At 55.0% G+C, this 13,162-nt stretch carries 13 protein-coding genes; 3 read left to right on the top strand and 10 right to left on the bottom strand.

Translation table 11 applies throughout. From position 1 onward, the window contains the following. Positions 1–61: 61 nt before the first annotated feature. Together RTX30_RS06735 and RTX30_RS06740 are read left to right on the top strand one after the other, a co-directional pair. A complete protein-coding gene (locus tag RTX30_RS06735) occupies positions 62–571 on the top strand; it encodes a GNAT family N-acetyltransferase (RefSeq protein WP_312688155.1) in 510 nt (169 codons plus the stop codon). Positions 572–618: 47 nt separating this feature from the next. Further along, entirely contained in the window at positions 619–1,194 is a 576-nt protein-coding gene (locus RTX30_RS06740; protein WP_312688158.1) for a hypothetical protein, read from the top strand. Positions 1,195–1,199: 5 nt separating this feature from the next. Here the strand turns inward: RTX30_RS06740 and RTX30_RS06745 are convergent, their stop codons facing one another. The 3 genes from RTX30_RS06745 to dalD form a co-directional block, all read right to left on the bottom strand. Then, entirely contained in the window at positions 1,200–2,480 is a 1,281-nt protein-coding gene (locus RTX30_RS06745) for an MFS transporter (protein ID WP_312688160.1), read from the bottom strand. Positions 2,481–2,543: 63 nt separating this feature from the next. Next, positions 2,544–4,004: a xylulokinase gene (gene xylB / locus RTX30_RS06750; protein ID WP_312688162.1), complete on the bottom strand. Its 1,461-nt coding sequence runs from the start codon at positions 4,002–4,004 to the stop codon at positions 2,544–2,546. 10 nt (positions 4,005–4,014) lie between these two features. Then, entirely contained in the window at positions 4,015–5,412 is a 1,398-nt protein-coding gene (dalD, locus tag RTX30_RS06755; RefSeq protein ID WP_312688165.1) for a D-arabinitol 4-dehydrogenase, read from the bottom strand. Positions 5,413–5,613: 201 nt separating this feature from the next. Between dalD and RTX30_RS06760 the strand changes: the two genes are divergently transcribed. Then, complete coding sequence (locus RTX30_RS06760) at positions 5,614–6,570, top strand: sugar-binding transcriptional regulator (protein ID WP_312688168.1); 957 nt, start codon at positions 5,614–5,616, stop codon at positions 6,568–6,570. Between the two features lie 27 nt (positions 6,571–6,597). Here RTX30_RS06760 and hisP read toward each other — a convergent pair whose 3' ends face one another. The 7 genes from hisP to purF form a co-directional block, all read right to left on the bottom strand. Further along, complete coding sequence (gene hisP / locus RTX30_RS06765) at positions 6,598–7,371, bottom strand: histidine ABC transporter ATP-binding protein HisP (RefSeq protein WP_312688171.1); 774 nt, start codon at positions 7,369–7,371, stop codon at positions 6,598–6,600. A 7-nt stretch (positions 7,372–7,378) separates the two neighbouring features. Next, complete coding sequence (locus RTX30_RS06770; RefSeq protein ID WP_312688174.1) at positions 7,379–8,095, bottom strand: ABC transporter permease; 717 nt, start codon at positions 8,093–8,095, stop codon at positions 7,379–7,381. Next, positions 8,092–8,778, bottom strand: a complete 687-nt coding sequence (locus RTX30_RS06775) for a histidine ABC transporter permease HisQ (protein WP_312688177.1) — start codon at positions 8,776–8,778, stop codon at positions 8,092–8,094. The genes RTX30_RS06770 and RTX30_RS06775 overlap by 4 nt, the downstream gene beginning before the upstream one ends. Positions 8,779–8,862: 84 nt before the next feature. Beyond that, entirely contained in the window at positions 8,863–9,645 is a 783-nt protein-coding gene (hisJ, locus tag RTX30_RS06780; RefSeq protein ID WP_312688180.1) for a histidine ABC transporter substrate-binding protein HisJ, read from the bottom strand. A 263-nt stretch (positions 9,646–9,908) separates the two neighbouring features. Next, positions 9,909–10,691, bottom strand: a complete 783-nt coding sequence (gene argT, locus RTX30_RS06785; RefSeq protein WP_312688183.1) for a lysine/arginine/ornithine ABC transporter substrate-binding protein ArgT — start codon at positions 10,689–10,691, stop codon at positions 9,909–9,911. A gap of 276 nt (positions 10,692–10,967) precedes the next feature. After that, positions 10,968–11,549 carry a UbiX family flavin prenyltransferase gene (locus RTX30_RS06790; protein WP_312688186.1) on the bottom strand — a complete coding sequence of 194 codons (582 nt, stop codon included), beginning with the start codon at positions 11,547–11,549 and terminating at the stop codon, positions 10,968–10,970. A 96-nt stretch (positions 11,550–11,645) separates the two neighbouring features. Further along, on the bottom strand, positions 11,646–13,162 hold a 1,517-nt coding region (purF, locus tag RTX30_RS06795; RefSeq protein ID WP_312688189.1), incomplete at its 5' end, for an amidophosphoribosyltransferase.

Here is a 13,162-nt window from a genome sequence, read left to right on the forward strand (position 1 = left end):
GGCATCGCGCGCCGTGGTCCGGTGCTAAGCTTAAGCGCTTTGTCACAGGAAGAGCGATCGAATGACGTTGCAGACTCCCCGCTTTACCCTTAGCCACTTTCAGGAACACGACTGGCCTTTTTTTCTGCGTTTACGTCAGGATGGCGAGATCATGCGCTATATGGCTGAGGTCGCCTCCGAAGGACAAATCCGCACCTTATTTGACGACCGCCTGAAAGATAAAAACGCCTTTGTGATCCGCAATACGCAGGGTGAGGCCGTCGGCGATATTGGTATGCGCCCCAGCGTGCATCACCCGCACGAAGCGGATGTCGGTTATTCTATCTCACCGGAAGCCCAGGGATGCGGAGTGGCCTCTGAAGCCTTACAAGCGCTGTGCGAATATGCCTTTGCAAAGCGTGAAGTACGGGCACTCAACGCCTGGGTGCTTGCGGACAATCGGGGATCGGTACGGGTCCTGGAAAAGAGCGGTTTTCTGCGGGTTCAGGTGCTGGAAAAAGCCTTTCAGCTGAAGGGCAAGTATTACGACGACTGGGTTTTCCGCCGCGAAAAAGAGACGCTTACACGCTAACCGCCAGGGCACATCATTTACCGGAACAATATTACAGGGACAGGTCATTGTTTACGCCAACCAAAGGAAAATTAGCCCTCTTCGCACTTGTCGTGCTGGTGTGGTTTGCGTGGCTGCTCGCCACCTTCAGTCTCAGCCATAAAGTGTATTTGCGGTCCGATGCACCGGATACCTGGGTGATGGTATCCCTCGCCGTGCTGGTTGCGCTGGCGGTGGCCTGGCGCACAAAGGTGCGTGGCTATCGCCCTAAACCGCTGTTGCTGACCTTCTTCGTCACGTTGCTGTTTGTTGCTGTTACGCTGCTGTATGCTCCGGAAGCCTGGGTACGGATGACGGCGAAAACGCTGGTGCAGAGCGAAGTGACATTTTCAATTGGTCACCCTGGCCCGCCGATCACCAAAAACAAGCACTGCGAAACCGGTCTGCGTTTTTACGATCGGTGGCTACAGCGCCCGATTGAACTCTGTACACGGGATGCGATTGTCCCCCCAGGCTCACGTACCGTTCAACTGGAGAAACGCGTCACCGCCAGGGGCGCGGTCTTTACCCACTACCGCTTTATTTCTGCCGCCGGCGTGCCGCAAGGGTGGTGGCCCGTAACGCCGCCGTCACGGGCCAGGTAATGCCATCAGGCGCGTTGTTGCGCCTCTTCTTTGTGCGCTTTTTGCTGCTGCGGCACGCGTTTCGGCTGCGGCACTTTGATGATAAAGGTCAGGATCCCGGCAAAGATATACAGCCCGGTATAGGCCCACACCACGCCTACAATGTCGAAGAACGGCAGCAACGCTGAAGCAATCGCCGGTGCCACAAAGTTACTCATCCCGGCGGAGAGGTTATAAATCGATACCGCTGCGCCTTTATGGTGTGGTTCAAGCGTCGGGAACACGGCGGTCATTGGCACAAAGGCTGCGACAAAAATGCCCAACATCACTGCCGGGATCAGCGCCACCAGGAAGTTATGCCCGGCATACACGGGCAGGTAATAGAACGTCAGACTGGAGATTGCCATTCCCAGGCAACCGAACCAGCGAACCTGGCGGATCCAGCCAATATACTCCCCAGTGATCCCCCAGAAGATATTGGTAAAGATGGTGACAAAGAAGAATACCGCCCAGATTTGCAACCACTCGGAGATAGTAAAGCCCAGCCTGTCAACGAACAGCAGCGGCATGACAATGGCAAAACCAAAGAGCGACAACGTATTAATAATGCGGATCAGGCAGGCGTAGAAAATATCGCGGTTGGTAAACAGGATGGTGCCCGCGCGGGACAGCTCCCTGAACTTGTCGCGCAGGGGCAGATTCACTCTCGAGCGATCCACCGGGACGTGCCGCAAACTAAAGAAGGCCAGCAGCCCGCCGCTTGCCACCCAGGCGATGGCAAACCACAGCGTCCCAGTTTCACCAAAGGTGGGAATGGTGAGGCTCGGCAAATAACTACCGACCACGCCAATGCCGATTGAGTACATCGCCCAGAACCAGCCAGTCGCCGCTGCCAGATGCTGACGCGGCAGTACCTGCACCAGCATTAACATAAATGAGTAGATAAACAGCGGATAGGCCAGCCCGCGAATACCGTAAAACAGCAACATTAACGGATAGTTACGCAACCCCAGCCCCAGCGACATAAACAGTGCATGCATGATTATCCACAGCACAAAGCCGATGGTCATCGCCTTCTGTGGCGTGATCAACTCGGCTACCACGCCAGACGCCCACGCCGCCAGCGCTGCCGCCAGGCCATACAGCGTAAAGACCATCGCCGACTGCGCGGGCGAAAACCCCATATCCGTAATATGTTTTGACAGGAACGCCATTTCGAAGCCATCGCCCGCCATAAAAATGGCGATGGCCACAAATCCCCACAGCAGATGTTTCGGTAAGCCAAACCAATATTGTTTCGATTGCATAACCATCTTCCCGGCTTGAGAGAGAGGCCCCGACGCGGATATAGCCACCGGGGCGATGAGCGATTACGGCAGCAAAGTGCGCGCTGCCTGTTGTTGTTGATAAAGCAAGCGGAACAGCGCCAGCCGCTGTGCCAGCCAGGTACCCCGTTCAGGCTGCGGCGTATAATGCGCTGCCACAGGCGGCTTCAGGCAGACTTCCGCTTCCGCCCCGCCCTCTGCCAGCCAGGCGAGCCTCGCCGCTCCTAATGCGCCTGACGAACTGGCAGGATGCGTGACAATCGGGATTGCCAGCACATCGGCAATCAATTGCGCCCAGACATGGCTGCGCGCACCGCCACCTGTCAGGCTGCATTGTGCAATCTGCGTATTACTCAGCACTTGCAAGCCATCCGCCAGCCCAAAGGTCACGCCCTCAATCACCGCATACCCCAGCAACGCGCGGCTGGTTTCATGGCGCAGATTAAAAAAGCTGCCGCTGGCCTGCGGATCGTTGTGCGGCGTACGTTCCCCGGAAAGATAAGGCAAGAACAGCGGCGCACGGCGCAGCGCGTCGTCACTCAGCTGCGCGACCTCATCCATTAACTGACTTTCTGTCACCGACAGGAGATTACAGATCCAGCGCAGGCAGCTGGCGGCACTGAGCATCACACTCATCTGATGCCAGCGGCCAGGCAAGGCATGGCAAAACGCATGTACGCCAGAACGCGGATCGGCCTGCAAGGCATCGTTAACCACAAAAATGACGCCTGAGGTGCCAAGCGAAATAAACGCATCTCCGGGTTGCACGGCCCCGACCCCCACGGCAGAAGTGGCGTTATCCCCACCACCGCCAGCGACAATAACTGACGAACTTAATCCCCATTCGGTCGCGAGCGAGGCGCGCAACGCCCCGCTTATCTCGCTGCCCTCAACCAACTCAGGCATCTGATCTCGCTGCAGATCGGTCATCGCCAACAATTCGTCTGACCAGTCGCGCTGCGCGACATCCAGCCACAGCGTGCCCGCCGCATCGGACGGATCGCTGACGAACGCGCCGGTCAGTCGCCAGCGCAGGTAGTCTTTCGGAAGCAACACTTTCGCCACCTGGCTGTAGATCTCCGGCTCGTGACGCGCAACCCACACCAGCTTCGGCGCGGTAAAACCTGGCATGATCATATTGCCGCTTATCGTCATCATTTCCGGGTGGTGGTCGCGCAACCAGTCGCACTCGGCGGCGCTACGCGTGTCGTTCCACAGAATGCAGGGGCGTAACACATTGCCCTCACTATCGAGTAATACTGCGCCATGCATCTGGCCGGAGAGACCCATTGCGCGGATCGCCGCCCATTGTTGCGGGTAGTGTTGACGCAGCTCGCTGACAACCCGCCCGCAGGCCTGCCACCAGGCTTGCGGATCCTGCTCCGCCCAGTGCGGATGTGGGCGTTGTACGGTGAGTGCGGCATGCGCAGAACCCACAATCTCTCCGTGGCCATCCAATAACAGCGCTTTCAGTTCCGAGGTGCCAATATCAATGCCCAGGTACATAACGCCTCCCTCAGGCTGTCGCCAGTTGTGCCTGCGGTTGTTTCACCCACTGCTCCAGCTCGTTAACGGTGCGTTTGAGCAGCGCAAGGAATGCCGGTGAATTCGCCAGCTCAGCAAACAGCGCTTCGTCTGCTGCCCAAACCGCCAGCGGATCCTCCGCTTTAAAGACGGCCCGTACTGCATCTGGCTGCATAACACCATCCTGATAGGTATACGGCAGCGAGCCGTCAGCCCAGCGCCGTAAAAACAGGAAAAACAGCCCCGGCAGCACCGCCGTGGCGGACGGCGACACGCCACGCTGATAACACTGGATCAAGGTCGGCGTTACCATACCGGGAATTTTTGATAAACCATCGGCAGCGACGCGTTGATTGGTGTCTTTGATATAGGGGTTGCCAAAGCGGGCCAGCACCACATCGCGGTACTGCGCCAGGTCAAGCGGGCTTGGGGTCAGCGAGGGGATCACGTCGCGGGAAACATACTCCCAGGCCATCTGTCTGATGGCGCTCTGCCGGGTACTTTCATCAATATAATTCAGGCCAATTAAGGTGCCGGCCCAGGCAATACAGCTATGGGTGGCGTTCAGAATGCGGATTTTCGCTTCTTCCCAGGGCAATACGGACTCGACCAGCTCGACGCCAACCTTTTCCAACGCCGGGCGGCCGTTAATAAAATCATCTTCAATGACCCACTGAATAAACGATTCGCCCATAACCGGCACGGCATCTTTAATGCCCGTCGCGGCCAGCACCCTTTCGGCAACATCCGGCGTCGGGCGCGGCGTGATACGGTCAACCATCGTGTTGGGTGAAGTGGTGTTATGCTCTACCCAGTCCCGCAGCGCCTGTTCACCTTTGGCCTGCAGGAAAGAGAGAAAACCATGACGGAAGCGTTCGCCGTTATGGCGCAGGTTGTCGCAGTTGAGCAACGTTACAGGGCCGCCATTATTGGCGATACGCTGTTTCAGGATGCGGGTCAGCGCACCATACAGAGTGCGAATGCCGCCCTGCAGATCGGTTTTAATATCTGCCTGTTGCAGATCCAGCTCATGTTCCGGGGTTAAGTAATAGCCGCTTTCCGTCACGGTAAAGGCAATGACACGGGTTTCGGCATCGGCCCCCTGAGCCACCAGCGCACTGATTTCGCTATCCCAGGCCAGCACTTTGCGGATCGAGGTGATGGTTTCGTACTGGCGTTCGCCCTCTGGCGACACCGTTTCCAACACATATTCGCCTTGCTGCGCAGCCAGCGCGCCAAGCAGCGCGTTAGCGTCATCTCGAATGTTGCCTAATGCAATACTCCAGCTGTCATCACCCTGCTGCATCAGCGTGTGTAAGTACCACGCCTGATGAGCCCGATGAAACGATCCTGCGCCTATGTGCATCCACACTGCTTTTTTACCGGACATAACCCTTACCTCACATTTGAGCATTTGACATTTTTACGGGCATCTGCCCGATTGTTGATTCTATGTTAGTAGCCGTAAGTGGAATCTTTCTGTGAAGCTTATCGCGAAATTGGCATTTGCCCTTCAGATAATCTTTTGCCCATTTCCGCAATGACATCATTAAGCGGTACACTGTGTGCAGGCTTTTTCGGGGATGCGTTGATGAACAAAGAAGAGAAAAAACAGGAGCTCGCCGCCCGCGCCGCCTGGATGTATTACGTGGCGGGGCTGACGCAACAGGATATTGCCACTGCGCTGGGTTTATCGCGCCAGGTGGCGCAACGGCTGATCTCCGGCGCGCGGGAAATGGGTATGGTAACCGTCAATATCAGCCATCCGGTCACGCGTTGTATGAAGCTGGCCAGCGAATTACAACAAAAGTATGCCCTGACGCTGTGCCGGGTGGTGCCCTCAACGGGTCTGGAAAACGAGGCCATTCAGCAGATGCTGGCCGTTGAAGGCGCAGACGTAATGGCGCAATTTATTGCAGCGGATAACGCACAGGTTTTTGGTATTGGCTCTGGCAAGACCCTGCGGGCGATTATCGACGCGCTACCGTGGTTCGAGCGCCCGCAGCACCAGTGTGTGTCAATGATCGGTGCCATCGCCCGGGATGATTCCGGTACGCGCTACGATGTGCCGCTGAAAATGGCTGAGAAAATGCAGGGCAAATATTATTTTATTCCGGCCCCGCTCTACGCCGACAGCCCGGAAGATAAAGTCATGTGGTGCCAGCATCAGGTTTATCAGCGAGTCGCAGAACGGGCACTGAATGCGGACATCACCTTCCTGGGGATTGGCGAAGTCGGTCTGGGTTGCCCGCTCAATGCCGAAGGTTTTATTACCGATGAACAGGTGCGGACACTGGAAGCACAGCAGGTTGCCGGCGAGATGCTGGGCCATTTCTTTAACCACCAGGGCGAGCGTCTGCACGGCGAACTGGACACGCTGCTCACCAGCGTGCCGCTGTGCAGCCATACTCCGCGCAAGGTGTACGCTTTTGCCGGTGGTGAGAAGAAATATCACGCTATTAGCGCCGCACTGGCGGGCAAATGGGTAAACGGTCTGGTTACAGACGAGGATACGGCAGTGAAGTTGCTGGCAGAAACGCAGGCCTGATAGCCGTCGCGCCATCAGGCCTGGTGCTTATTTTAACGAACCTTTGAGGAACTGTTGCAGGCGCGGGCTTTGCGGATTGGTGAACACCGCTTCCGGCGCGCCTTCTTCTTCAATCTTGCCCTGATGCAGGAAAATAACGTGGGTGGAAACGTGGCGCGCAAACCCCATTTCGTGGGTCACAACGACCATCGTTTTCCCCTCTTCCGCCAGCTGCTGCATAATGCGCAGCACCTCGCCGACCAGTTCGGGATCCAGCGCCGAGGTCGGTTCGTCGAACAACAATACTTCCGGCTCCATCGCCAGCGCACGGGCTATGGAAACACGTTGCTGTTGCCCACCGGACAGATGCACCGGGTATTTCTGCTGCTGCATCTCGTCAATACCCACCTTCGCCAGGTATTTCACCGCGCGTTCGCGCGCTTCCTGCTTGCTTAACCCCAGCACCTGAACCGGTGCTTCCATCACGTTTTCCAGCACGGTCATATGACTCCACAGATTGAAATGCTGGAAAACCATTGTCAGGCGAGTGCGCAGCAGGCGCAGTTGATTTTTGTCAGCCACCTTCAACTGACCGTCTTTGTCGCGGACCAGAGTAATGTTCTGCCCGTTGACCACGATCGAGCCTTCACTCGGTTTTTCGAGGAAGTTAATGCAGCGCAGAAAGGTGCTCTTACCGGAGCCGGAAGAGCCGATAATGCTGATCACATCGCCGGCATTTGCCTGCAATGACACACCTTTCAGAACTTCATGCGCGCCGTAGCGCTTGTGGAGATCGATAACGTTTAATTTATTCTCAGACATCGTATTCTCAGTGTGTCGAAGACGGTTTCATATGCTGCAGCCAGCGTTTTTCCGCTTTGCGGAACAGGCTAATCAGCACATAAGAGATAATCAGATACAGCACTGCCGCAATCCCAAACGCGGTGAACGGCTGGTAAGTGGCAGAGTTAATATCACGGGCGATTTTCAGCAGATCCGGCACGGTGGCGGTAAAAGCCAGTGCGGTGGAGTGCAGCATCAAAATCACCTCGTTGCTGTAGGCAGGCAGCGCAATGCGCAGCGCCGACGGCAGAATGATGCTGCGATACATTTTGAACGACGAGAAGCCATAAGCCCGCGCCGCTTCAATTTCACCGTGCGGCACCGAGCGAATCGCCCCGGCAAAAATCTCGGTGGTATAAGCACAAGTGTTCAGCGTTAACGCCAGCACCGTACAGTTCAGGCCGCTACGGAAAAACGCATTTAGCAGTTCAGTCCCTTTCACCACTTCCAGCGTGTACATACCGGAATAGAACACCAGCAGTTGCACATACAGCGGCGTACCGCGAAAGATGTAGGTAAACAACCAGATAGGGAAGCGGATAAATTTATTGCTGGAGACGCGCCCGATAGCAAGGAATACCGCCATCACGCCGCCCATCACCACCGAGGAGATCAGCAGCCACAACGTAATGGCCACGCCGGTCAGACGATAGCCGTCACTCCATATCAAGGATTTCCAGTACTCCTGAATAATCTCGATCACAGGTCAGCCCTCTTCACACCCACGGAGTAGCGACGTTCGAGAAGAAGCAGCACGCCATTGGAAACCGTTGTAAAAACCAGGTAAATCACGCCACAGACCACGGCAAAATAGAAGGGCTCCCAGGTGCTTTTCCCGGCGAGCTGGGTGGCTTTGACCACATCTTCCAGCCCGAGCAACGATACCAGCGCGGTGGCCTTGAGGATCACCTGCCAGTTGTTGCCGATACCCGGCAGCGCATAGCGCATCATGGCCGGAAACAGGATCCGCCGGAAGGTTTGTCGCCCGGTAAAACCGAAAGCCGTGGCAGCTTCAATATGCCCTTTCGGCACCGCCATGTAGGCGCCACGAAACGTTTCGGTGAAATAGGCACCGTAGATAAAGCCGAGGGTAATGATCCCTGCGACCATCGGATCGATATCCAGTTGTTCTATACCCATCGCATCGGTCACGGCGTTAAGGGCAATCTGCAGTCCGTAAAAAATCAGCAGCATTAATACCAGATCCGGCACACCGCGGATAAGCGTGGTGTAACCTTCAAATACCCATGCCAGCGGCCGGTTTTTCGACAGCTTCGCTCCCGCGCCCGCCAGACCAATCAGTACCGCCAGCACCACCGAACTGATCGCCAGTTCCAGCGTGACTAACGCACCGTGTAATATCACTTGAGAAAAACCGTACAGCATGCAGCTTGCCCTGTCGTGTGTGGTGTTTGCCGTGTCTCTTCCCCTCCGGAATTGGGAGGGGCCGCACGTTAAGCACGGGTGGGATTACCCACCGTAAACATCAAAATCAAAATACTTTTTCGCCAGTTTGTCGTACGTACCATCGGCACGCATCTGGGCAAACGCTTTGTTCAACGCTTCACGTAACTCATTGTCTTCTTTACGCAGGCCCATGCCGGTGCCAACGCCAAACAATTTTTCGTCTTTAATCGACGGGCCGCCAAATTTGTAGGCTTTGCCTTGAGGCGTTTTCAGGAAACCTTCACTGGCAGCGACTTCATCCTGGAACGCGGCATCAATACGGCCTGCTGTCAGGTCGGAGTAAATATTGTCCTGACCCTGATAGGATACGATTTCAACCCCTTTCGGCGCCCAGTTAACGTTGCCGTAGGTTTCCTGAGTCGTGCCTTGCAGGACGCCAATACGTTTGCCTTTCAGCTTATCCAGATCCGGCTGGACGTCAGAATCTTTTGCCACCACCAGGCGCGAATCTGCCGCGTAGAGCTTATCGGTGAAGGCAATTTCTTGCTGGCGTTTTTCCGTAATGGAGAGGGACGACATAATAACGTCGATTTTTTTCGCTTTCAGGGACGGGATCAGCGCGTCCAGCGGGTTTTCAATAAAGGTACATTGCGTATTAATGCGTTTGCACAATTCCTTCGCCAGATCGATATCAAAACCCACCAGTTCCCCCTGCGCATTCTTCGATTCAAAGGGAGCATAAGTCGGGTCAGTACCAATGCGTAATTTCTGCGGAATAGCGGCAAACACAGTGGAAATGCTGGATACAGCAAGCACCAGAGAAAGGGATAACACCAGTTTTTTCATCGTTGTCCTCAACTGACTGTCTTTTATAAGGGAATTCTGTGATCGATACGGTGGCGTTATCGTGCCATTATCTGCCCCGGCATGGCAAAAGATTCCGCCTGCACACTGGCTTTTTTTGCATTCAGAATGCGTAACTATGCATTAATGCACCACAAAAGTGCAGCGAATGCGCCATCATGGAACATTTACCGTATTTATGCACCACGCCCGTTTATTGGCGTGATGCATTTTCCCTCCGATCCGGTGCCCCGGACCATGCAGTCTTACTCGCCGTAAACGTTGAAGTCGAAGTACTTCTTCGCGAGCTTATCGTAGGTACCGTCTTTACGCAGTTCGGCAAACGCTTTGTCAAACGCGGCTTTCAGTTCGGTATCATCTTTGCGCAGACCAATACCGGTGCCGTCGCCAAAGTATTTCTTGTCTTTGACCGACGGGCCAGCAAAGGCATAATCCTTGCCGGCAGGCTGCTTCAGGAAGCCTTCGCTGGCAGCGACTTCATCCTGGAATGCGGCATCGAGACGGCCAGCAGCCAGATCGGAATAGATCAAATCCTGGTTCTGGTACGCCACCACATCAATGCCCTTGGTGCGCCAGTTGTCATTGGCGTAGCCTTCCTGCGTGGAGCCCTGCAACACGCCGACATGCTTGCCTTTCAGCGACTCCAGCGTCGGCTGGATCGGCGACCCTTTGGCGGCAATCAGACGTGAATCTGCGGCGTAGAGCTTGTCAGAGAAGGCAATTTCCTGCTGACGTTTTTCCGTGATCGACAGAGAAGAGATAATGGCGTCGATTTTCTTCGCTTTCAGCGACGGGATCAGCGCATCAAAATCGCTGCCGACCCAGGTGCATTTGACATGGATCCGTTTGCACATCTCATTGCCGAGATCAATATCGAAACCTACAAACTCCCCTTTCGCATCCTTGGATGAGAACGGCGCGTAAGTGGCATCAGTACCAATACGTACCGTCTGGGGAAGCGCTGCATAAACGCTGGCGGTCGCAGACAGACCCAGCATTAAAGACAGAGCGAGAACCGTCTTCTTCATACATTACCCTCAAGTGTTCTGTTTTTATTGTGTATTGCGTTGTGTTGTGTGTCTTGCTGACTGTTAGCTTGCACGTCTTATGCCAGTTTCACGCAGGGAACGGATTACCGCGTTAAATTTGTTAATAAAACGTTGCAAGTTAGTCTTAATGATGAAAGATAGCAGGTCTGCCGAACGAACCGGAATGCTAAACAGGGTAAAGAGGGGATTAAATGTTGAGGATATGATCGCGCTTGCAGAATTGCCCCAAAAAGGCGCACGCCAGACAGCGGCGCACTATTTTGTGGCATCGCCCCCTTGCCAGCGGGTAAAAAGATCCTGCGGCAAATCGATAGCAAACTGATCCAGCACACGATTGACCGTCTGATCAATCACCTCATCAAGAGACTTCGGGCGATGATAAAACGCTGGCACGGGCGGCATGATCACTGCACCCAGCTCCGCCGCCTGAGTCATTAAACGCAGGTGCCCAAGATGCAACGGCGTTTCGCGCACGCACAACACCAAGGGACGCCGCTCTTTCAGCACCACATCCGCCGCACGCGTCAGCAGACCGTCAGTGTAGCTGTGCACAATGCCGGAGAGAGTTTTAATCGAACAGGGAAGAATAACCATGCCGGCAGTTTTGAACGAACCGGAAGAGATGCTGGCGGCGATATCACGCGCATCATGCACGACATTCGCCAGCGACTGCACATCACGCAATGAAAAATCGGTTTCCAGAGCAAGGGTCTGACGGGCGGCCTGACTCATTACCAGATGGGTTTCAACGTCCGCCACGTCGCGCAAAATTTGCAACAGACGCACGCCATAAATGGCGCCGCTGGCACCTGAAATACCCACAATAAGTTGTTTCATTCGATTATCCACCCGCCCGAAATTTTCGCAGACTTTGCCTGATTATAGAGGGCGTTGCAACAGATTGCGCCCCTCAGAACGAGGGGCGCGAAAGGATTAGCCTTCGTTGTGCATTTCTAAGCTTTCCACTTCGTTCTGACGCAGCACCGCTTTGGCATCGTCATTACGCAGCGAATCCAGATAGTCGAGATACTGCTGGTTCACATCTTTGGTGACGTAGACACCGTTAAAAACGGAGCATTCGAACTGCTGAATATCCGGATTTTCAGCGCGTACCGCTTCAATCAGGTCATTGAGATCCTGGAAGATCAGGCCATCGGCACCAATAATCTGGCGGATCTCATCCACTTCACGACCATGAGCAATCAGCTCGTTGGCAGTCGGCATATCAATGCCGTACACGTTCGGGAAGCGAATTTCCGGCGCAGCAGACGCGAGATACACTTTTTTCGCTCCGGCTTCGCGCGCCATTTCAATAATTTGCTCAGAGGTGGTACCGCGCACAATGGAGTCATCCACCAGCAGGACATTCTTGTCACGGAACTCAGCACGGTTAGCGTTCAGCTTGCGGCGCACCGATTTACGGCGTAATTGCTGGCCCGGCATGATAAAGGTACGGCCAACGTAGCGGTTTTTCACAAACCCCTGGCGGTACGGTTTACCGAGGATGCGCGCGATTTCCAGCGCAATATCACAAGAGGTTTCGGGGATCGGGATCACCACGTCGATGTCCAGATCTTCCCACTCGCGGGCAATCTTCTCGCCAAGCTTGGTGCCCATATTGACACGTGCGCTATAGACGGAAATTTTATCGATAAAGGAGTCCGGACGCGCAAAATAGACGTATTCGAACAGGCACGGGTTGCTGACCGGGTTATCGGCACACTGGCGGGTAAACAGTTGCCCTTTTTCGGTAATGTAGACCGCTTCACCGGGGGCCACATCACGCAGGAACTCAAAGCCAAGCGTATCCAGCGCCACGCTTTCAGACGCCACCATAAACTCAGTGCGGCCGTCGCCGATGTCACGCTTGCCCAGCACCAGCGGGCGGATACCGTTCGGGTCGCGGAACGCAACCATACCGTGGCCGATGATCATCGCCACGCAGGCATAAGCGCCGCGGATTTGACGGTTAGTGGCGGCAACGGCGGCGAAAATATTGTCTGCTTCCAGCGGATAATGACGGAAGTTATCCAGCTCGCTGGCAAAAACGTTGAGCAGGATTTCAGAATCAGACGTGGTGTTAATGTGGCGACGTTTCTCTTCAAACAGCTTTTTACGCAGTTCGTGGGCATTGGTCAGGTTGCCGTTATGCGCCAGCGTGATGCCGTAAGGAGAGTTAACATAAAAAGGCTGCGCTTCAGACGCGCTGGAGCTACCAGCAGTAGGATAACGTACGTGACCAATCCCCATATTGCCCTGAAGTCGCTGCATATGGCGGGCTTCAAACACATCACTCACCAGGCCATTTGCTTTGCGCAGACGGAAACAGTTGCTTGCATCAATGGTGATGATGCCTGCGGCATCCTGCCCACGGTGCTGTAACACCGTTAACGCATCATAAATCGACTGGTTTACCGGCATAACACCGGCGATACCGACAATACCGCACA

The sequence above is a fragment of the Kosakonia sp. genome (assembly GCF_032052965.1).
Taxonomy (GTDB): domain Bacteria; phylum Pseudomonadota; class Gammaproteobacteria; order Enterobacterales; family Enterobacteriaceae; genus Kosakonia.